Below are 21,612 nucleotides of genomic sequence, written 5' to 3' on the forward strand. Positions count from 1 at the left end.
AGCGCATGGTCCGCAAACGCCCGCGGACCATGCCCGGTTCAGATCAGACGTCGAGCGACAGCGGCGACGGCGTGTTCATCCAGGATCGCTAAAGCCGACAGGTTGCACGAGCGTGACATGCGATCGTCGACGATGTCCGTAACAGGTCCTCTGCTGGTCAGCGGCCGAAGCCATCGCGGCCCTGTCCGCGCCGACGTCTGCGCGCGGCATGGACGGCGTCGACTGTGTGGCTGTGCCCGCGGCGTTCCGCCCGGACCATCTGCCCGACGCGTTTGCCGTGGATCATCAGCGGCAACCCGAGCAGCGCGAGCGGGAAGAAGAGGAGCATCAGCGGCGATCCGTCGACCGCCATGCACAGCGCACAGGAGACGGCCATCAGCGCGAAGCCGCCCGCTTTCCATTGCAAGTCGCGCCGCGTCATGCCGCCTGCCTCCGCACGCGCGTCGCGACGGGATCGGCGATCACTAGGGTGCCCGCGGCCGCCAGCAGCCGCGCGATGCCGCCGTCCTGGTCGTGGCACAGCACGATGTCGGCGGGGAAATCGGCTTCGCGGGCGAGCGCCTGCGCCAGACCGCCAACCTCGAAGTCGAGCCCGATCGCGGGATCGTGCAGCCGCGCTGCAGCGGCGCGGGCGCGGCCGATCAGCGCCGGCGCATCGGCGACGCCCTGCCCCTCGATCGCGGTGAAGCCGAGCGCGCGGGCGTAACGCACGGTCTCGATCAGCAGCGTCCCGCATGCACAGTCGGCATCGACGATCCGGACCGCGTGGCGATGCCGTTCGCGCAGATCGGCGAGCGCCGCCGCGATATGTGGCCAGCGCGGATCGCGCGTCGCGCGGCGTGCGCAGGCTCGGGTCATGGTGGCGGGCATGTCCGCCTTCGCTTCAGCCGTGGCGCCGAGTGCCGGGGTCACACTCCCGTGGCCCGCCTTGTTCTGGCCGAGAGGAATGACGCGCCCGCGTGCGCGGGGCTCCGGCGTGGGTTCAGACGACATGTTCGCGTTTTTGCCTGTGTGATCGGGCGTCCAGGCGCCCGCAAACCCGAATTACGAACCGCGGCATAGGGATTCGAGAGCGATTCCCCGAAACCCAATAGTGGCGCCATAGTGGCCGCAACAGCTCGTCGCATTTCAGTGCGTGGTCGCTGCCGTGGCGCGGACGCGGGGCCGCCAGCGCTCGCTGACCGCGATACCGTCGAACAGGTGATGCCCGAGTAGCACCATGACACTGCCCGCGCTCGCCCCCAGAAAGCCGATCGCGGCGAGCGCGAAGGCCAACGCACCCGAGCCGTGAGGGGAAAGCGCGAGGGCGGACAGGCGCCACACCGCGATGTACGCCATTGCGCAGAGGAGAAGTCCCACCGCGCGCAGACCAAGATCCGCGCGCCGCGAACGATGCCACGCTGCCATGCCACTCTCCTTGTCGTGGCCCTCCAGCTATCGGCCGCGGCATAGCAATTCGAGAGCGATCCCGGCCTTTTGCGTAGCGGGGGCATAGGGTTGGGCAGTTTTCTCGCATGCGGCGGCCGCCGCGGGGGCCCCGGAAGGGGGTGTCTGCCCGCGCGGTTTGTGCGTAAACCCCCGGCATGAACCGACCCGAAATCCTGATCCCCGCCCCCATGCTGCCGAGCGTCCTCGACGCGCTGGGCGAGCGGTTCGTCGTGCACCGGCTATGGGAGCAGGAAGACCCCGACGCGTTCCTCGCGACGGTGGCGCCGCGCGTCCGCGGGCTTGCGGCGAGTTCGCTCGCGGGGCGGATCGACGCGTCGTGGTACGACCGGCTGTCCGCGCTCGAAATCGTCGCCAATTTCGGCGTGGGCTATGACGGGATCGACGCGGACGCCGCCGCGACGCGCGGGATCGTCGTGACCAATACGCCCGGCGTGCTGGACGAGGAGGTCGCCGATCTGACCATCGGGCTGCTGCTCGCGACGCTGCGCGGGATCCCGCAGGCCGACCGCCATGTCCGCGACGGTGCCTGGGCGGAAAAATCGTTTCCGCTGTCGCCGAGCCTGCGCGGACGGCGGATCGGGATCATGGGGCTCGGCGCGATCGGCAAGGCGGTGGCGCGGCGGCTCGAGGCGTTCGACGTGCCGATCGCCTATCATGGCCGGTCGCGGCAGGCGGATATCGGCTATGACTATCACGACACGCCGGTCGCGCTGGCCGCGGCGTGCGACGTGCTGATCACGATCGTGCCCGGCGGTCAGGGGACGCAGCATCTGGTCGACGCCGCGGTGCTCGAGGCGCTGGGCGCGCAGGGCGTGTTCATCAACGTCGCTCGCGGCAGCGTCGTCGATCAGGACGCGCTGATCGCAGCGTTGCAGCAGGGCACGATCCTCGCCGCCGGGCTCGACGTCTATGAAGACGAGCCCAATGTCCCCGCCAGCCTGCGCGCGCTGCCGAACACGGTGCTGCTGCCGCATATCGGCTCGGCGTCGAAGCGGACGCGCGCGGCGATGGGCGGGCTGGTCGTCGACAATCTGCGCGCGTGGTTCGAGACCGGTCGCGCGCTCACCCCCGTCGCGGAAACGCCCAACCCCGGCTGAGCCCGGTCACCGCCGCACGTCGGCGGGCGCGCCGGTGAAGTCCGCGAGATCGGTCAGCGTCGTCCGGCTGTGATCGCCCGCGGTGCCGTGCTTGAGCGCGGCGAGCGCGAGGCCGCGGCGCGCCGCCGCCTCGCACCCGTCGTCGAGGCAGGAGAGCACGCCCGCGGCGAACGCGTCGCCAGTGCCGATCCGGTCGACGATCTGCGTGACGAGGATCGTCTCGGTCTCGAACGAGTCGTCGCGGCGATCGACGCGCGCGGACAGGGCGTGCGTATCGGCATCGATCACGCGGCGTGCAGTCGAGGCGATGCAGGCGAGCGTCGGAAACCGCGCAAACGCGGCCTCGCATGCGCGACGCCGCGCGTCCGGCGTGTCACCGGCATGGTCCTCGCCGAGCAGCAGCGAGATGTCGCGGTGACTGCCGAACAGCAGGTCCGCACCGTCGACGTGATCGACCAGCACGCCTTGCGGATCGGCGCACCAGCGCGCCCACATGCTCGCGCGGAAATTGCCGTCGAACGAGACCCTGACCCCCGCCGCCCGCGCCGCCGCGATCGCATCGAGCGATAGTTGCGCGGCACCCGGACCGATTGCGGGAATGATCCCCGACAGATGCAGCCAGTCGATGCCGTCCAGCATCGCGGGCCAGTCATAGGCGCTCGACGGGGTGGCGGCGAAGCTGCTGTCGAGGCGGTCGTAGACGATCTGCGCGCCGCGCGCCCCGCTCGGCGGCGACAGGAAATACAGGCCGAGCCGACCGTCCGCGCGCATCACCCGCGAGACGTCGACGCCGGCGGCGCGGACCGAGTCGAGCGCCGCATTGCCGATCAGGCCATGCGGCAGCGTCGTAACGACCGCGGCGGGCACGTCGATCCGCGCGAGCGCGACCGCGACGTTCGCCTCCGCGCCGCCGAAATGCGCGTCGAGCCGGGCGTCCTGGAACAGATGCCCGCGATCGGGCGCGGCGAGCCGCAACAGCATCTCGCCGAAACACACTATCGTACCGGTCATGCGACGGGCTCTCCGATGGCGCCGCGCAGCGCGGCCTCTGGCCCCTGCGCCTGCCACGTTACCACCGCATCGCCCAGCGCCGCGTGGTCGAAATCGGCGGGGAATATGCCGAGTTCGTCGACGAACCGCGCGACGACCTGCCGCGCGTCGCCCGCCGTGTCCGCCCATATCGCGGCGTAGCGATTCCGCAGCGGATCGTCGGCCATGGCGGGCGCGTGGGCGGTGTAGGCGATCCACGCGGCGAGGCTGAGGCGATGCTTCGGGCTGTCGAGCCCCTGCGCCTGCCGCTCGGCGACGGTCGCGATCCAGCGTTGCGGGAGCTTCTGCGATCCGTCCATCGCGATCTGATCGAGCCGGTGGTGAAGATCGGCATTGGCGAAGCGGTCGAGGATCGCGTCGATATATGCCGCGGGATCGAGCCCCGCCGCCGCGGTCAGGCTCGGCACCGCCTCCTCCTGCATCTGCGCGATCACGAACGCGCGCAGTGCCGGGTCGGCGATCGCCTCATGGACAAAGGCGTGGCCCCGTTGCAGTCCGACATAGGCGAGCGTCGAATGGCTGGCGTTCAACAGCCGCAGCTTGGCGAGTTCGAACGGCGCGACGTCGTCGACGATCTGCGCCCCCGCCGCCTCCCAGCGCGGGCGCGGGCCGGCGAAGCGGTCCTCGATCACCCATTGCCGGAACGGTTCGGTGACAAGGGCGGCGGCGTCGTCGACCCCGATCGCGGTCGCGACGCCCGCACGGTCGGCCTCGGTCGAGGCGGGCACGATCCGGTCGACCATCGTGTCGGGCGCGGTCACGTGCGCGCGCACCCAGGCGGCCAGATCCGCGTCGCGGTGCTCGACGAACGCGAGCAGCAGGCGCATCAGCAGCGCGCCATTGCCCGACAGATTGTCGCACGACACCAGCGTCAGCCCGCCTGCCCCCGCGCCGCGCCGCCGATCGAGCGCCGCCGCCAGAAAGCCGAAGATTGTCCGCGGCACGCCGCCGCTCAGATCGTGCGCGATCGCCGGATCGTCGACGAGCAGCGCACCGGTCGCCGGATGCCGGTAATAGCCCTTTTCGGTGACGGTCAGCGTCACGACCTGGGTCGCAGGGTCGGCGAGCGCGGCGATCACCGCCTCGGGATCCTCCGCGGCGACCAGCAGCGTGTCGATCACGTCGATCAGCCGGGTCGCGCTGACGCCGTTCGACCGTTCGGTCACGGTGTAGAGCCCGTCCTGCGGGGCGAGCGTATCGCGCACCTGCGGCGAGCGCAGCGACACGCCGGTGATCCGCCAGCCCGCGTCCGGCGTCGACGCATCCTGCGTATAGACCGCCTGATGCGCGCGGTGGAACGCGCCGATCCCGAGATGGACGATCCGCCCGACGGTGACGGCGGAGGATGCGGGCTGCGTCACGTCGGCGGCGAGCGCGGATCGCGTGGCCCTGGACAGCCTCACAGCCGGTATGCCTTGCGGACAAGATCGCTCGTCAGTTCGCGCGCGAGCTCCGCTGCCTCCCAGTCCTCCAGCCGGTGCTCGGCGACCAGCCGCGCGAGATAGCCGCAGTCGATGCGGCGCGCGACGTCGTGCCGCGCCGGGATCGACAGGAACGCGCGCGTGTCGTCGTTGAAGCCGACGGTGTTGTAGAAGCCCGCAGTCTCGGTGGTCATCTCGCGGAACCGCCACATCCCCTCGGGACTGTCGTGGAACCACCAGGCGGGGCCGAGCTTCAGGCAGGGATAATGCCCCGCTAGCGGTGCCAGCTCGCGCGCATAGACTGTCTCGTCGAGCGTGAAGAGGATGATCGACAGCGCGGTCGAGGTCCCGAACCGATCGAGCAGCGGTTTGAGGGCGTGGACATAGTCGGTGCGTCCGGGAATGTCCGCGCCCTTGTCACGGCCATGACTGGCGAACAGCCCGGCATTGTGGTTGCGCACCGAGCCCGGATGGATCTGCATGACCATGCCGTCCTCGACGCTCATCGCGGCCATCTCGGTCAGCATCTGCGCGCGAAAGAGCTCGGCGTCGGCGGCGGTCCAGTGATCGCCGGTGATACGCGCGAACAGCGCCTCGCATTCGGGCGTCGACAGGTTCGCGGTCGCGGCGGTCGGATGGCCGTGATCGGTCGCGGTGGCGCCCGCCGCGCGGAAATCGGCGCGGCGCTTGCGGTGCGCGGCGAGATAGCCCTGCCAGCCATAGACGTCCTCGCCGGTCAGCTCGCCGAAGCGGCGCAGCGCACCGGCGAATTGCTCGTGCTCGACATCGATCACGCCGTCGGGGCGATAGGTGGTGACGACACGGCCGTTCCAGCCGCTCTCGCGGATCCGGTGATGCGCGTCGAGGCTGTCATGCGCGCCTTCGGTGGTGGCAAGGAAATCGATCCGGAACCGGTCGAACAGCGCGCGCGGGCGGAACGCTGCGGTCGCGAGCTTTTCGCCGATCGTGTCGAAATACAGGTCCGCGGTCGCCGGCTCGAACGCGACGTCGAACCCGAACACCTCGGCGAAGACATGGTCGAGCCACATTCGCGACGGCGTGCCGCGGAACAGCGCATAATGGTCGGCGAGCAGCCGCCACGCCGCGCGCGGGTCGGCGCTCCGCGTACCATCGCGGCGCGCGATCGTCAGCGCGTCCAGATCGACGCCCTGGCTGTAGAGCATGCGGAACAGATAATGGTCGGGCGCGAGCAACAGCGACGTCGCGTCGGTCCAGTTGGCGTTGTCGGCGAACCAGGTCGGATCGGTATGGCCGTGCGGGCTGACGATCGGCAGGTCGGCGATCTCCGCATAGAGCGTGCGGGCGATCGCGCGGGTCGTCGGATCGGCGGGAAACAGCCGGTCGGGATGAAGCTCGAGAGGACGGGTCATGCAAGGGCTCCTGCCGCAAAGGCGATACCGCGTTCAAGTCCGCGGAGTTCGGCGAGCCCGCGCATCCGGCCGAGCAGCGAATATCCGGGATTTGTCGTGCGCGTCAGGTCGTCGAGCATCTGATGACCATGATCGGGGCGCATCGGGATGCTGCGCCCTTCGCGGACCGACAGCCGGTGGACCGCCGCCATGACCGCCGCCATGCCCGCATCGCCCTCCAGATGATCGGCTTCGTGGAACGCCCCATCGGCCTCGCGCTGGACCGAACGCAGGTGCAGGAAGCCGATCCGTGAGCCGAGCCGGTCGACCATACCGGGCAGGTCGTTGTCGGCGCGCACGCCGAACGATCCGGTACACAGGCACAGCCCGTTCGAGACGTTGGGCACGCGGGTGAAGAGATCGGTCACGTCGGCCTCGGTGCTGACGACGCGCGGCAGGCCGAAGATCGGAAAGGGCGGATCGTCGGGATGGACGACCAACGCGATGCCGAGCTCGTCGGCCAGCGGGCACACCGCCTCGAGAAACGCGACATGGTTGTCGCGCAGCCGTGCCGCGTCGATGGCGTCGTAGCGGCCGATCGCCTCGAGGAACGCGGCCGAGGTGAAGCCCTCCTCGCTGCCCGGCAGGCCCGCAAGGATCGTCCGTTCGAGATCCGCGCGCGCCGCCGTGTCCATGCCGGCAAAGCGCGCCGCCGCCGCGTCGCGCACCGCTGGCGCATAGCTCTGCTCGGCACCCGGCCGCTGCAGCATGAACAGGTCATAGGCGGCCACCACGATCGCCTCATACCGCAGCGCACGCGATCCGTCGGGCAGTTCCCAGGCGAGATCGGTCCGCGTCCAGTCGAGCAACGGCATGAAGTTATAGGTGACGACGCGGATGCCGCACGCCGCGAGATTGCGCAGGCTCTCGCGGTAAGCGTCGATCAACCGGTCCCATTCGCCCGAGCGGGTCTTGATGCCCTCATCGACCGGCAGGCTTTCGACCACCGTCCAGTCGAGCCCGGCGTCGCGCACCATCTGCTTGCGCGCGGCGATCGCCTCGCGCGTCCAGACCTCGCCGTTCGGGACCTCGTGCAGCGCGGTCACCACCTCGGTCGCGCCGGATTGCCGGATGCTGTCCAGCCGCACCGGATCGTTCGGCCCGAACCAGCGCATCGTCTGCGTCATCAACACACTCGTCATCCTCTTAAACCCTCAACCCCGTGCGCGGCGTAGCGCGCAGCAAACTCCACAAGACGACCGCCGCGAGCAGATCGAGCGCCGCCAACGCCGCGAACAGCGGGTCATATCCCCACGCATCCGCGCTCTGCCCGATCAGCAGCGTGAACAGCATCCCGCCGACCCAGGCCGACGTCCCCGCCATCCCGGTCGCGGTGCCGACCGTCCGGCTGTCGAACATGTCGGAACACAGCGTCACCAGCGCGCCGCTCAGCATCTGGTGCGCGAAGCCACCGATGCAGAACAGGATGATCGCGACACCGGGCGAGTGCGCAAGACCGATGCACGCCGGCCCGATCATGCACATCGCGCCGATCGTCATCGTGATCTTGCGCGACGCGACCAGCGGCACGCCGCGCTTCATCAGCCAGCTCGGCAGCACGCCCGCGGCCAGGCTGCCGAAATCGGCGGCGAGGAACGGCATCCAGGCCCATAAGGCGATACTCTTCAGATCGAGCTTCCACACCGACACCAGATAGAGCGGGATGAAGAAGTTGAACGTCTGCCACGCCGGTTCGGCCAGGAATTTGGGGACCGCGATCCCCCAGAAGCTGCGGCTGCGCAACAGGTCGCCGCGCGTCGCGGGCTTGGCGGTGACGTCCTCGCCGCGGGTCTCGATGATCGCGGCGCGCTCGTCCTCGCTCAGCGCGGGATGGTCGGCGGGGCTGCGATAGCCCCAATACCACAGGAACGCCCAGACGAGGCTGAGCCCGCCGGTGACGATGAACGCCGCCTGCCAGTTCCAGGCGAGGATACAGAAGGCGACGAGCGGCGGCGCGATCATGTTGCCGACGCTGGTGCCCATCTGGAACACGCTGGTCGCCAGCGACCGCTCGCGCGGGGGAAACCATTCGGACACCGTCTTGGCGCCCGCGGGGATCGCCGCCGCTTCGCTCGCGCCGAGCAGCGCGCGGAACAGCGCGAGGCTCGGCCAGCCGGTCGCCAGCGCATGCGCCATGTTGGCGAGCGCCCAGCCGACCGCGAACAGGAAGAAGCCGAGCCGCGTGCCGAGCAGGTCGAGCACGCTGCCGGCGACGGTCTGCATCACCGTGTAGCTGGCCTGGAACGCCAGCACGACCCAGCTGTAATCCTCGGTCGACATGCCGAATTCGGTCTTCAGCTGCGGTGCGGCCACCGACAGGGTCGAGCGCGCGAGATAGTTGAGGATCGTCCCCAGCGTCACCAGCGCGATCAGCCGCCAGCGCAGCGGCACGCTGCGCCAGCCGCGCCGCGGGGTGCCCGGCGCGCTCATCGCGTGATCTCGATGCCGGACACGATCGCGTCGCCCTTGATCGGCACGAATTTCAGGTCAAGCATGCCGTCGGTGACGCCCACGACGATCCGCCGCGTGACGCGCGTGAGCGGCGCGCCCGCGACCGCAGCGATGTCCAGCGCGGCGATCGCGCGCTTGCCGTTGGCGACGACGTCGAACTGTCGGGCGCCGGCTGCGAGCGAGGGTTCGACGAAGCTCAGCTCGACCGTGTAGCGCCCGTTGGCGAGCGGCACGCGGTAGCCGAACCGGCCTTCGCGGTAGGTTTCGGCGACCGCGCCTTCGGGTGTCCCCGCGACGACCTTCTTCTCGGGGCGCGGACCATAGCCCGAATAGGCGTTGATATCGCCGAAACTGCCGCCGTCGAAGAACGCGTCCGAGCCATAATGCTTGCCCGCGATCTCCGGTGCGACCAGCGCGCCGCTGTCGATCCGGATCGAGCGCGCGGCCTCCGGCGCGACCCGCCATTCGATCGCGTCGTCGACCGCCCCGGTCGGGAAGACGCCGCGCGCGACGACGCGGTTCGCGCCCGCCGCCAGCGCGACGTTCGACCAGGCGCAGATCATCTGCGGACAGGCGCTCAGCGTGCCGACGACGCGGTCGTTGACCAGCAGGTCGGTGCGCGGCGCGTTGCTGTACACGCGGACGTCGGCGACCGGATAGGCGCGGTCGACATAGCGCCGCCCGGCGACGTGCACCGTCGGCGTCGCGGTCCAGTTCGCCTTGTAGAAATAATAGGCGTCCTTGCGGATCTTCCGGTCGTAGGTGACGAGCCCCTTGGTATTGATGTCGATCGCATCGCCCTCGCGCCGGACGGTCGTCGCGAAGTCGAACGAGTTCCACAGCCATGTCCCCCAGAGATAGGGTTTGGCGGACAGCGTCGCCCAGGCGGTTTCGTGGATGTAGCTCTCATATTCCTCGGGCTGATTGCGACCGCGCTGGTCGACCTTGCCGCCGAGCGGATTGTCGGTGTGGATCGTCGTCGCGCCGCCCGCGCCATATTCGGTCACCGACACGGGCTGGTTCGGGCGCAGCGCGCGGAGCGAGTCGAGATGCTTGCCGAGATCGCCGGGCTGTCCGTAATACCAGCCGAAATAGCGGTTGGCCCCGCCGAGATCGGCGGCCTCCGCGGTGATCGGAATGTCCGCGGAGCCGAGCAGCCGGCCTTCGCAACAGGTCGCCAGCGCGGTCGCGCGGGACGGATCCTCGCTTTTCGCCAGCGCGTTCAATTCGCGCAGCAGCGGCAGCGGATCGGGCGCGGGCGTGTCCTTGCTGGTGGTGATGAACGCCGGCAGCGACTTGCCGAAATCGACCTCGTTCGCGATCCCCCAGTTGAACACCGACGCGTGGTTGCCGTTCTGCCGGATCAGCTCGCGCAGCTGCTGGCGCGCATCGTCGCGCAGCCCGGCACTCGCGACCGCATCGTCGCCCCAGGTCCAGCGCGACACGAGCGGGATCTCGTCCCACAGCACCATGCCGTAGCGGTCGGCGAGGTCGTGGATCACCTGGCCGTGCTGGTAATGCGTCAGGCGGATGCTGTTCACGCCCATTTCGCGCATGATCGCGAAATCCTGCTCGATATCCGCAGGCGCGGTCGCCCAGCCCTTGCCCTCGCGATCCTGGTGATAGCCGACGCCCTGGAGCCGCAGCGGCTTGCCGTTGAGCATGAAGCCGCGGGCCGGGTCGGCGCGCATCTCGCGGATGCCGAACGCCTGCTCGACCCGGTCGAGCACCGCGCCCGACGGCGTCGCGATCTCGACCACCAGACGGTGCAGATACGGATCGGCGACCCCGTTCCACAGATGCGGCGTCGCGACCGACAGCGACTGGACGCTCTCGGACGCGGTGTCGGCGCGCAGGGGGATGCGGCGGGTCGCGGTGGCGACCGTCTTGCCGCCCGCGTCGATCAGCCTGACCACCGCGTTGACCGCCTGGGTCTTGGTCCCGTCATTCCGGATCCGCACGCGGACGTCGACATTCGCCATCGCCGCGTCGATCGACTTGGTCGTCGCGAAGATCCCGCTGCCACCGGCATCGAGCATGTCGACATGGACCGCGTTGGTGACGATCAGACTGACCGGCCGATACAGCCCGCCATGGACGAAGAAATCGCCCGCGAGCGGCAGGATGTCCGCGGTCGACGACCCCTGCGCCGGTTGCGTATTGTCGACCTTGACGAGCAGCGTGTTCGCCTGCCCGGCGCGGAGCGCGCGCGTGGCATCGAGCCGGAAGCGTGAAAACCCGCCCTTGTGCCCGTCGATCCGCTGGCCGTTGAGCCAGACCTCGGCAGTGCGGCTCGCCGCGTCGAACTGGAGCCAGGCGCGCTGACCTGCGTCCATGGCGGGCGGGGTGAAGGTCATGCGGTACCAGCCGACGCCCTGATATTTGTCGACCGACTCGGCATTGTTCAGATGGGTCTGGGGGTCGGGCATGTAATAGCCGACGCGGTTCCAGGTGTGCGGTACGCTGACCCGCTCCCAAGAGCCGGGGGCCTGTGCCGCCTGCGCCGGATCGACGTCGCCGCCGCGCTGGAACTCCCAGCCCTGCGCCAGGGGGACGACCGATCGCTCGCTCTGTGCGGCAGCGGGCGCGGCCATGACGACGATGACGGCCGCCGCGACATATCTGGTCTGCATAACCCTCTCCCTGATCTTTTTTTGGCAGCTTAATTCCTGACAATTGGCCTGACCAGTTAATTTTTGATTTTGGCTTGGATTTTGGACGGTTTTTGGAAGAGCGAGTCACGTGGTGCCACGTCTCTGACGCCCCCGGCCCTCTGCGTGTCAGGACAATAAGGCTGTCGCGGCTTGGCATGTGATCGGGTTTGCCGCCGTCCGGTAAGGCAGGTCGCGCGCCCAGCATCAGCCGGTGCGCGAACCTATTTTTTGATTCAGATCAAGAACAGAGATCAACGTTAAGAGAACGGTAACGGAATCGGGGTATATTTTAGTTGTATTCGAAGGACTAAGCCACCGCGGCCGTTCGTTTTATACAACGATCGACCTTCTTCTCATCAAGACCTTCGCCACCGACATTGCCGCATTCAGCGGCTCTTCCGACGCCTTGCTACTACGACTCCCGCTGCTGCGGATGGGAGGTTCGTAGCGTCCATCCGCGGTGACTTTCGAGGTATATCCAATGACGTCGATCCTTCGGGCAGCCGCGTGTGCGGCGGTGAGTATGGCTGCGCTCGTGGCAGGCGGCGGGGCCGCGCAGGCACAGGTGCCGGTCGGCGCCGGTGGCCAGCTGCAGCAGATCCCGCCCGTGCCGCTGACCGATACGCCCGATCCCGAGCTCGGCCTGACGCGCAAGACGCCGGTCGCGATCCCGGCCGCGGGCGGACCCTCGGCCCGTGTGGATGCGATCCGCGTCACCGGCGCGACGTTGTTCCCCGAAGCGACGCTAGTCGCCGCGACGGGGTTCGCGCCGGGTGCGAACCTCGATCTCGCGGGTCTGAAGACGCTCGCGGCGCGGATCACCGACTATTATACCAGCCGCGGCTATTTCGTCGCGCAGGCCTATCTGCCCGCGCAGGACGTGCAGAGCGGGACGGTGACGATCGCGGTCGTCGAGGGTCGCCTCGGCGCGGTCGGGCTGCGCAACGAATCCCGCCTCGCTGACAGCGTCGCGAACGGCATGCTCGACGGGCTCGAGGTCGGTGATGCGGTCGCGGTCGCGCCGATCGAACGCCGGCTGCTGATGCTGTCCGACCTGCCCGGCGTGCGCGTGCGCTCGACGCTGAGCCCCGGCACCGCGGTCGGCACGTCGGACCTGCTGGTCGACATCACCCCGGGCCGCAGCATCACGGGCAGCGTCGAGGCCGACAATGCGGGCAACCGCTACACCGGCGCCTACCGCGTCGGCGGGTCGGTCAACTGGAACAACCCGACCGGCTCGGGCGACGTGCTCGGCTTTCGCGCGCTGACGTCCTTCTCGGGGCTCGCTTATGGCCGCGCCTTCTATCAGGCACCGATCGGCAAGGTCACGCTCGGCGTCGCCTATGCGCATCTCGACTATGAACTCGGCAAGGAATTCGACAGCCTCGACGGCAGCGGCAATGCCGAGATCGCCAGCGTCTATGCCAGCTACCCGCTGATCCGGTCGCGCGACAGCAACCTGTACGTGACGGTGGCGGGCGATGCAAAATGGTTCGACGACCGGTTCGGGATCGTCGACACGGTCACCTATCGCCGTGCGCAGGTCGTCATGGGCGGGCTGAGCGGCGACTCGCACGACACGCTGCTCGGCGGCGGCTGGAACGCCTATTCGCTGAGCGTCTCGGTCGGCACGCTCGATATTCGCGGCGCCTATGAGCGGTCGGTCGACGCGCTGACCGCGCGCACCGATGGTCGCTACGGCAAGATGCAGTTCAGCCTGGCGCGGCTGCAGACGATCAGCGGGCCGGTCTCGGTGTTCGGCTCGGTCCGCGGGCAGGTCGCGTTCAACAATCTCGACATCTCCGAGAAGATGGAGCTGGGCGGCGCCTATGCGGTGCGCGCCTATCCCGAGGGCGAGGCCTATGGCGATCAAGGCTATGTCGCGACCGCCGAGGCGCGGCTCGCGCTGCCGCGGGTCATCCCGGGCGCGCTGCAGCTGTTCGCCTTCGTCGATGTCGGCGAGGTCGATTATGTGAAGCGGCGCTATTTCGACGGGTCGAACCATGCGGTCCACAGCGCCTATGGCGCGGGCGCGACCTGGACCGCGCCATACGACATCGTGCTGCGCGCGACCTATGCGCGCAAGCTGGGCAGCGCCGACGCGACTGCCGCCCCCGACCGGTCCGGGCGCGCCTGGTTCCAGATCGCCAAGAGCTTCTGACGCCTGCGCGCACGACCGCGACCAGCACCGACATTTCGCGGCCATCCGCCGCCACCCGAGGATACCGCCCATGACCCCGATCCCCGCATCGATCCGCCATCGCCCCGCCGCCGCCGCTCCCTCCACCTCCACCGCACCGACGCGCCAGCGCCGCGGCGGCCTGTTCGGTACGACCGGGCTCGCGCGGTTCGCGTGGCTGATCGGTATCAGCCTTGCCGGCACGGTCGCCGCGCGCCCCGCCACGGCGCAGACGCTGCCGACCGGGGGCGAGGTGGCCGCGGGCCAGGCGAGCATCGCGACGCGCGGGCCGGCGATGACGGTCACCCAGACCAGCGATCGCGCGGTGCTGAATTGGCAGTCCTTCTCGATCGGCAAGGGCGCCAGCGTGACCTTCGACCAGCCGGGCACAAGCTCGGTCGCGCTCAATCGCGTGGTCGGGTCGGATCCGTCGTCGATCCTCGGCAACCTCTCGTCCAACGGCAAGGTCTTCCTGGTCAACGGCAACGGCATCGTGTTCGGCAAGACCGCGAGCGTGAACGTCGGCGGGCTGGTCGCATCGACGCTGAACATCAGCGATGCGGATTTCATGGCCGGCCAGTCGCGCTTTGCCGGGACCAGCAGTGCCGGCGTCCAGAATGACGGCACGATCACCGCCAAGGGCGGCTATGTCGCGCTGCTCGGCGCGCAGGTCGGCAACAGCGGCGTGATCCGCGCCAATTTCGGCACGGTCGTGCTGGCGGCGGGCGAGGCGATCACGCTCGACGTCGCGGGCGACGGGCTGCTCAACGTCGCGGTCGACAAGGGCGCGGTGGGCGCGCTAGTCCGCAATGGCGGGCTGATCCGCGCGGATGGCGGCAAGGTCGTGATGACCGCGCAGGGTGCGGGCGACCTGCTCCACACCGCGGTTAACAACAGCGGCATCATCGAGGCGCGGACGCTGCAGAACCGCAGCGGCACGATCCTGCTGCTCGGAGACATGCAGACCGGCACCACCAATCTCAGCGGCACGCTCGACGCGAGCGCGCCGGTCGGCGGCAATGGCGGCTTCGTCGAGACGTCGGCGGCGACCGTCAACATCGCCGATGGGGCCAAGGTCTCGACGCTGGCGCGGTCGGGCATGACCGGCACCTGGCTGATCGATCCGCAGGATTATGTGATCGGCGCGGGCGGCAATATCTCGGGCTCGACGCTGTCGGCGCAGCTCGTGACGACCAGCATCACGATCAGCACGCTGCCCGCGGCGGGCGACACGACGACGGGCAATGGCGACATCTTCGTCAACGACGCGGTCGCGTGGACCGCGTCGGGCGTGCCGACGACGCTGACCTTGAACGCGTTTCGCGACGTCGTCATCAACGCGCCGATCAGCGCGACCAACGGCAACATCGTCGCATGCTGCGGGCGCGACGTGAACGTCAACGCCGACCTGACGACGGTCAATGGCAGCATCCTGCTCAACGCCGGGCGCAACGTGAACGTCTATCATGCGATCACGACGACCGACGGCAACATCGCGCTGTGCGCGGGGCATGACGTGATGATCGACGCCGCCGTCACGCTGACGCGCGGCACGACGATCCCGGCGCAGAGCCTGGGCCTGCCGGTCGGGTTGACGCTGATCGCGGGCGCGGACGGCACCGGGCCGGGCGTCAACGGCGGCACGATCGTGTTCTCCGCGCTGTCGCCGCCAACGACGGTGACCGCAGCGCCGGTGTCGATCACCTACAACCCGGTTTCGTATACCACGCCGACCGACTTCTCGAGCGAGTTCGTGCTGACCGAGGGTGCGGCGATCGCGCAGCGGATGCTGGTCTTCCCGTCCGCGCAGAAGGTCGCGGACGGCACCAATGCGGCGGTGCTGAGCGGGTTCAACGCGTCGGACACTTCGGGGCTGCCGAGCGGCGTCGCCCTGGTCGCGGGGACGGACGCGACGGCGGCGTTCGACAGCGCGGACGCCGGGGCGGGGATCGGCGTCAGCTACAGCGGCTATACGTTGACCGGCGCGAATGCGGACCAATATGCGCTGGCCGGGTCCTGCTGCACCGCGGGCTTCCGGACCACCGGGACGATCACCGCAGCACCGGCGCCCGCGCCGGCGCCTGCACCGGCCCCAGCGCCTGCCCCGGCACCGTCACCGGCCCCGTCGCCTTCGCCGGCCCCGTCGCCTGCGCCTTCACCGTCGCCAGCACCGGCCCCAGCGCCCGCACCGTCGCCATCACCCGCGCCTGCTCCGGCGCCTGCCCCTTCGCCCTCGCCAGCGCCTTCGCCAGCCCCGTCGCCAGCACCCGCACCCGCGCCGTCGCCAGCACCCTCGCCTTCGCCAACGCCGATATTGACGCCGACGCCGACGCCGACACCGACACCGACGCCGGTGATCGTGACCGTCCTGCCGACCGCGACGCGGCCGTTCCTCGAGGTGCCACCAGCCCAGATCCGGCGGCCGAACGTGCCGGTCGGGACGGTGGTCGATGGCGGCGTGAGCGTGCCGCCGGAAGGCCCGGGACCGTTCCCGATCCCCCCGGCCCCCGTGACGCCGGTCCCCGTGACGCCGCCGACCCAGTCGTCGCTGGGGGAACTGACGCAGCCCGTGCCGCGCACCCCCGTGGTCCCGGTCTATCCGCGCAAGCAGGCGCGCCACTGATATGGCAGGCTTCGGGTCGCGAACAGCGCGGCGCGCGGTGCTGGTCGCGGTCGCCCTGGCGGCTGGGGTCGCGTCCGTCGCCGGCGCGCAGCCAGTCGCGGCCGGCACATCGGCGACCGCGCGGTTCGGGACTGCCGCCGCGTCCCGCGATGCCCGCGACACGGTCGACTGGGTGATGCGGTCGCGCGACAACCAGACGTTGCCGTTCGTCGTGATCGACAAGGTGAACGCGGTAGTCTTCGCGTTCGATGGTACGGGTGTGCTGCGCGGCACGGCGCCCGCGCTGCTCGGGCTCGCCCGCGGCGACGACAGCGTGCCGGGGATCGGCCAGCGCAAGCTCGCGACGATCACGCCCGCCGAGCGGACCACGCCCGCCGGACGGTTCCAGGCGTCGATCGGCGCCGATTTCGAGCAGGATATCCTGTGGATCGACTATGCCGCTGCGCTGTCGCTCCACCGCGTCATCGCCGGCCGCCGGGTCGACGACCGCGCCGGACGATTGGCCTCGGCGACGCCGGGCGACAACCGGATCTCCTATGGCTGCGTCAATGTGCCCGCGCGCTTCTACGACGGGGTGATCAAGCCGTTGTTCACGGGTACGGTCGGGATCGTCTATATCCTGCCCGAGACCCGGCCGTTGCGCAGCGTGTTTGCAATGACGGCCTCAGCGCCGGACGCCGTGCCTCACTGACCCCAGGGGCGCTCGCGATACCATTTGGTCAGCACGTATTTGACCCCCTGCTCGACCGGCATGCCCTGATGCACCGACCCCGGGTTGGGCGCGCCATAGTCGTCCATGTTGTTCCAGATCACCAGATTGCCCGCCTTGGGCGCGATGATCACGTCCGCTGTCGGGAAATTGGTCCGGCCTCCCGCCACGGGCTCGTTGAGGAAGGTCATCGCCGACCAGGTCCGCTGTCCGCCGACCGCGACCTGATCCTGCCAGTAAAGCTGGCCGGTATCGAAGAAGTCGTGATGCGGCTTGAACTCCTGCCCGACCGCATAACGCTGGCCCTGCAGCGCCTCGCCGTAGCGCGGTTCAAGCCCGGTCAGCGCGTCGAGCCGGGTCTCGACCGCGGTGACCGCGTCGGGCCCCGCATAGAGGTAACAGGTCTCGCTGGTCCGGTAGGCGGGACGCGGATCGTCGGCGACGACCGGCGACGGCACGCGATCGGCGTCGATCAGCGCGATCAGCGCCGCGCATATGTCGAGCGGCAGGAAATCGCGGACGACGTACAGCTCGATCCCGGGTGCCGGAATGCGAACGGCGCCGGGATAGCACAGGATCTGCTCGCGGACCTGTGCCGCGGACTCCGCGCGCGCGAGCGCTTCGACCGGGCCGTCGCGTCGGTCGGTGGCGGATAAGGGCGATGCGGCGGACGGAACGGCGACCATGGGCACTCCAGACTGTCGGGCGCGTCGGTGGCGGACCGGCGGTCCGGCCCCGTGGCCAGACCATCACATAGATCAAGCCGTACAGGCGCAAAAGCCGTTTCACCGCCGAATTCGGCCGCAATGCTCGATACTTGTCCGCGCAGACGGCAAAATCCGGGTGCGACTTAATCGCGTGACGATCGTTGAGCCGCCATTCCCAAAGGAGACGAATGATGAGCAACGACACCGACGTGTCCGTCCTGAACGGCCTGATCAAGACGACCCTCGACAGCATGAAGGGCTATGAGGACGCGGCCAAGGACGCGGAGAGCACGCAGTATGCGACGATGTTCGCCGACTTCGCACGCGATCGTGCCCAGGTCGCGACGAACCTGCAGGCGCAGGTCCGCGCACTCGGCAGCGAGCCCGAGATGGATTCGAGCATGCTCGCCGCAGCGCACCGCACCTTCATGGATCTGAAGCAGGCGCTGACCGGCAAGGACGACAAGGCGATCATCCTTGAGGTCGAGCGCGGCGAGGACCACATCAAGGCCAAGTATGAGGACGCGATGAAGGACGGACAGCTGTCGCCCGCATCGCTCGACGCGGTCACCAAGGGCTATGCCTCGGTCCGCGAAGGCCATGACAAGATGAGCGCGCTCAAGCACAGCCTCACCTGATCCGAAGGGGCGACCGGTTTCGGCCGGTCGCCCTTTTTTCTGCGCGCTATCCTGCCGCCTTGCGCAGGATGCGCGACAGGTCCTCGACCGAATAGGGTTTATGCAGCAGCTCGAACCCGTCGGTACCATCCTGCGCCAGCACGTTGCTGTAGCCCGACGTCAGCACCACCGGCAGTCCGGGATGCGACGCACGGATTACCTTGGCTAGGTCGATGCCGTTCATGCCCGGCATCACGACATCCGAAAACACGATGTCGAAGCGCGCCGCGTCCTCGCCCAGCACCGCCAGCGCCTCCTGCGCATCCGCCGCCCAGACCGTCACATAACCGAGCTCGGCAAGCGACTGGGTCGTGAACGTGCCGACATCCTTATTGTCCTCGACCACCAGCACACAGGTGCCATGGCCGTCCGCCAGCCCCTCCGGGACCGCCCCCGGCAGATTCGCGGTGCGCTCCTCCGCGCGCGGCAGATAGAGCGTGAACACCGTGCCGCAGCCGACTTCGCTCTCGACGATGATGTCGCCATCGGACTGTTTGGCAAAGCCGAACACCTGGCTGAGCCCGAGGCCGGTGCCCTGCCCGACACCCTTGGTCGTGAAGAACGGCTCGAAGATCCGCTCGAGCTTTTCGGGCGGGATGCCCGACCCGGTGTCGCGCATCGAGATCGCGACGAACTGCCCCTCGACCGCCGGATGCGAGCGCACCGCCGGGATCATCGTGGCGGTCCGCAGCGCGATGTCGATCCGCCCCGCGCCGTCCATCGCATCGCGCGCATTGACCGCCATGTTGACCAAAGCGGTGTCGAGCTGGCTCGGGTCGACATTGGTGAAGCAGGGCGTGTCGGGCACGTCGATCGCGATCGTGATCCGCGATCCGGTCAGCGTGCCGAGCATGTCGGCGATGCTGCCCAGACTCTGGCCGACATCGATCACCTCGGGCTGGAGCGCCTGCCGCCGTGCGAAGGCGAGCAACTGTCCGGTCAGCTTTGCCGCGCGATCGGCGGTGTCCGAGATCGCGTCGATGTAACGCTCTCGCCGTTCGGGCGGGAGGTCGGGGCGCTTGAGCAGGTCGGTCGCCGACCGGATCACGGTGAGCAGGTTGTTGAAGTCGTGCGCGACACCACCGGTCAGCTGGCCCACCGCCTCCATCTTCTGCGACTGGCGCAGCGCGTCCTCGGCGGTCTGCAACTCGCTCGTCCGCGCGATGACCTGCTGTTCGAGCGAGGCAGCAAGGGCGGCGAGCGCCTGTTCGGTGCGGCGGCGCTCGGTGGCGATGCGGGTCCGGTCCGCGACCTCGCGCGCGAACGCGACCTCGTCAGCGCGCCAGTGCCGCGCCCAGCCGCTGGCGAGATACAGCATCGCCACGATCCGGCCGTTTTCGGTGATCGGCATGTTGATGATCGCGCGGGCCTGCAACGCCTCGAGCGCGGCGCTCGTCGCGTAGGTCCGCGGGTCGGCGCGCGCATCGGTCACGCAGACTTCCTCGCCGCGCTTGAGGTCGTCGATATAGGTGCCGAAGTCGCGCAGCCTGAACGTGCCCGAAAGCTGGTCGACCCCCGGCGCGGTCCAGTCGCTGTGCACCGTCACGGTCTCGGCGTCCGGATCGATCTCGCCATAGCCGGTCCGGCTGAGGTCGATCGTCCGGCCGATGATCTGGACGGCCTGGTAGGAGATGTCGTCGGGACAGTCAGTGTCGCGGAACATGTCGCCCAGCTCGACCAGCGCCGCGCGCATCATCTCGCCGCGGCGCTGGTCGGTGATGTCGGTCGACACGCCCGCGATCCGCAACGCCTCGCCGGTGGCTGAATAGAAGGGCTGTCCGCGCGATCCGATCCACCGCAGTTCGCCGTCCTGGCGGTAGATGCGGTAGACGACCTCGTAATCGGTCCCCTCCTCGACGCAGCGCCGGACCTCGGCGACGCTCAGCGCGCGATCGTCGGGATGGATCGCGGCCAGCCGGTCGTCATAGGAAAACGGCGCGTCCGTCGGACGGCCGAAGATCTCCTTGCAGGTATCCGATGCGGTCAGCCGCTTCGTCGCGATCTCGAGGCTCCAGGTCCCGAACCGCGCCGCCTTGAGCGTGAAGGCGAGCTCGCGCTCATGCTCCTGCTGCTGCCGCAACCGGTCGGTCAGTTCCGCCATCAGCGAGGCGTTGCTGCTCTCGAGTCCCTTCAGCCGCTCACGCTCGAGCGTCACGTCGACCTGGCTGGCGAAGAAATAGGCGAGCACGCCGTGCGTGTCGAAGACCGGCGCCATCAGCAGCCGGTTCCAGAACGTCTCACCGTCCCTGCGGTGGTTCTGGATCTCGATCTCGATCGATTCGACCCGGCGAACCGCGTCGCGGATCCGGTCGATCGTCGCGGGATCGGTTTCCGGCCCCTGGAGGAACCGGCAGTTGCGCCCGAGTATGTCCTCGCGCGGATAGCCGGTGAGCCGGCAGAACGCGTCGTTGGTGAACACGATCGGATTGTCGGGCAGGCGCGGATCGGTGATGATCATCGGCATCCGCGTCGCCCGCACCGCGGCGACGAACGGGTCGGTGCCGAGGTCCTGCCCGATCAGCTCGGCGGCGATTCGCTCGGCGTCGGCCGTCAACGGACGAGCGCCGGGGTCGGCGCGGTCGGGTGTATCGTTCAAGACCGTCTACTCGCCCTTTGCACTAAGTCGCTGATATCTAGGCTACGCGCAAAGACACCGCAACGCCGGGCTGGCGTGACGAATAATCGAGATCAATATGCGACGAAGGGCGGCCGCGTGATGCGGCCGCCCCTCCCCTCATCAGCGCACCGAACCGCGGCGCACCATGTTGACGATCGCGAGCAGGATCACCGCACCGACCAGCGAGATCAGGATCGACTGGATGTTGAGCGCGCCGTCCATGATCGAGGCGCCACCAATGAGCGGCGTGATCAGGAAGCCTGCGAGCAACGCGCCGACAATGCCGACGACGATGTTGAGGAAAACGCCCTGCTGTGCGTCGGTCCGCATGATCATGCTGGCGACCCAGCCGATGAGTCCGCCGACGACGAGAAGGATGATGAGGTTCATGATGAGGCTCCTGTTGATACTGGTACAGGCTGCTCAACGGACCGGGTGCGGCGAACGTTCAGTTCCGCCGCGTATAGTGCTTTGCGACATTGGTGCAGGGATACTAGTCCGGTTGGTAGGTCGGGTCTGACCGTGACGGAACCGGTCGTGCGCTCCAG

17 protein-coding genes are annotated in these 21,612 nt (G+C 68.8%); 5 read left to right on the plus strand and 12 right to left on the minus strand.

Features of this window, described 5'->3' with window-relative positions:
- Positions 1–157 precede the first annotated feature (157 nt).
- From GV027_RS03565 to GV027_RS03575, 3 genes are all read right to left on the minus strand, one after another.
- Positions 158–421, minus strand: a complete 264-nt coding sequence (locus tag GV027_RS03565) for a hypothetical protein (protein ID WP_031394926.1) — start codon at positions 419–421, stop codon at positions 158–160.
- Entirely contained in the window at positions 418–912 is a 495-nt protein-coding gene (locus tag GV027_RS03570; RefSeq protein WP_236559037.1) for an SAM-dependent methyltransferase, read from the minus strand. Before GV027_RS03570 ends, GV027_RS03565 begins: the two co-directional genes overlap by 4 nt.
- Before the next feature lie 216 nt (positions 913–1,128).
- The gene (locus tag GV027_RS03575) at positions 1,129–1,407 is read right to left on the minus strand and encodes a hypothetical protein (RefSeq protein WP_159511015.1); all 279 of its coding nucleotides are present in this window, start codon (positions 1,405–1,407) and stop codon (positions 1,129–1,131) included.
- 176 nt (positions 1,408–1,583) lie between these two features.
- On the opposite strand from GV027_RS03575, the gene GV027_RS03580 reads away from it, so the two are divergent.
- The gene (locus GV027_RS03580; RefSeq protein ID WP_159511016.1) at positions 1,584–2,546 is read left to right on the plus strand and encodes a 2-hydroxyacid dehydrogenase; all 963 of its coding nucleotides are present in this window, start codon (positions 1,584–1,586) and stop codon (positions 2,544–2,546) included.
- A 6-nt stretch (positions 2,547–2,552) separates the two neighbouring features.
- Here the strand turns inward: GV027_RS03580 and GV027_RS03585 are convergent, their stop codons facing one another.
- The 6 genes from GV027_RS03585 to GV027_RS03610 are packed head-to-tail and all read right to left on the minus strand — an operon-like array spanning position 2,553 to position 11,531.
- The gene (locus GV027_RS03585; RefSeq protein WP_159511017.1) at positions 2,553–3,557 is read right to left on the minus strand and encodes a sugar kinase; all 1,005 of its coding nucleotides are present in this window, start codon (positions 3,555–3,557) and stop codon (positions 2,553–2,555) included.
- A complete protein-coding gene (locus GV027_RS03590) occupies positions 3,554–4,999 on the minus strand; it encodes a mannitol dehydrogenase family protein (RefSeq protein WP_236559038.1) in 1,446 nt (481 codons plus the stop codon). The genes GV027_RS03585 and GV027_RS03590 overlap by 4 nt, the downstream gene beginning before the upstream one ends.
- Positions 4,996–6,408, minus strand: coding sequence for a glucuronate isomerase (gene uxaC / locus GV027_RS03595; protein ID WP_159511018.1), 1,413 nt, complete (start codon positions 6,406–6,408; stop codon positions 4,996–4,998). Before uxaC ends, GV027_RS03590 begins: the two co-directional genes overlap by 4 nt.
- Positions 6,405–7,574 carry a mannonate dehydratase gene (uxuA, locus tag GV027_RS03600; protein ID WP_236559039.1) on the minus strand — a complete coding sequence of 390 codons (1,170 nt, stop codon included), beginning with the start codon at positions 7,572–7,574 and terminating at the stop codon, positions 6,405–6,407. Before uxuA ends, uxaC begins: the two co-directional genes overlap by 4 nt.
- A gap of 19 nt (positions 7,575–7,593) precedes the next feature.
- Positions 7,594–8,877, minus strand: coding sequence for an MFS transporter (locus tag GV027_RS03605; protein ID WP_107045161.1), 1,284 nt, complete (start codon positions 8,875–8,877; stop codon positions 7,594–7,596).
- On the minus strand, positions 8,874–11,531 hold the full coding sequence (locus GV027_RS03610; RefSeq protein WP_159511019.1) for a glycoside hydrolase family 2 TIM barrel-domain containing protein: 2,658 nt from the start codon (positions 11,529–11,531) through the stop codon (positions 8,874–8,876). The genes GV027_RS03605 and GV027_RS03610 overlap by 4 nt, the downstream gene beginning before the upstream one ends.
- Positions 11,532–12,075: 544 nt before the next feature.
- Between GV027_RS03610 and GV027_RS03615 the strand changes: the two genes are divergently transcribed.
- From GV027_RS03615 to GV027_RS03625, 3 genes are all read left to right on the plus strand, one after another.
- Positions 12,076–13,713 (plus strand): ShlB/FhaC/HecB family hemolysin secretion/activation protein, encoded by a 1,638-nt coding sequence (locus GV027_RS03615; protein ID WP_236559040.1) that lies wholly within the window; start codon positions 12,076–12,078, stop codon positions 13,711–13,713.
- 70 nt (positions 13,714–13,783) lie between these two features.
- Entirely contained in the window at positions 13,784–16,354 is a 2,571-nt protein-coding gene (locus GV027_RS03620; RefSeq protein WP_159511021.1) for a two-partner secretion domain-containing protein, read from the plus strand.
- A gap of 1 nt (position 16,355) precedes the next feature.
- The gene (locus GV027_RS03625) at positions 16,356–17,045 is read left to right on the plus strand and encodes a L,D-transpeptidase (RefSeq protein WP_201302571.1); all 690 of its coding nucleotides are present in this window, start codon (positions 16,356–16,358) and stop codon (positions 17,043–17,045) included.
- Here GV027_RS03625 and GV027_RS03630 read toward each other — a convergent pair.
- On the minus strand, positions 17,039–17,749 hold the full coding sequence (locus tag GV027_RS03630; protein WP_159511022.1) for a prolyl hydroxylase family protein: 711 nt from the start codon (positions 17,747–17,749) through the stop codon (positions 17,039–17,041). The two genes, GV027_RS03625 and GV027_RS03630, sit on opposite strands and share 7 nt — an antisense overlap.
- 212 nt (positions 17,750–17,961) lie before the next feature.
- Between GV027_RS03630 and GV027_RS03635 the strand changes: the two genes are divergently transcribed.
- Positions 17,962–18,408, plus strand: a complete 447-nt coding sequence (locus GV027_RS03635; protein WP_234387285.1) for a PA2169 family four-helix-bundle protein — start codon at positions 17,962–17,964, stop codon at positions 18,406–18,408.
- Positions 18,409–18,454: 46 nt separating this feature from the next.
- On the opposite strand, the gene GV027_RS03640 is transcribed toward GV027_RS03635, so the two are convergent.
- Entirely contained in the window at positions 18,455–21,043 is a 2,589-nt protein-coding gene (locus tag GV027_RS03640; protein ID WP_236559041.1) for a PAS domain-containing protein, read from the minus strand.
- A gap of 141 nt (positions 21,044–21,184) precedes the next feature.
- Positions 21,185–21,454: a GlsB/YeaQ/YmgE family stress response membrane protein gene (locus tag GV027_RS03645; protein WP_031393553.1), complete on the minus strand. Its 270-nt coding sequence runs from the start codon at positions 21,452–21,454 to the stop codon at positions 21,185–21,187.
- Between the last annotated feature and the right edge of the window lie 158 nt (positions 21,455–21,612).

Source organism: Sphingomonas sp. T1 (assembly GCF_902506585.1).
Classification (GTDB): Bacteria; Pseudomonadota; Alphaproteobacteria; order Sphingomonadales; family Sphingomonadaceae; genus Sphingomonas; species Sphingomonas aerolata.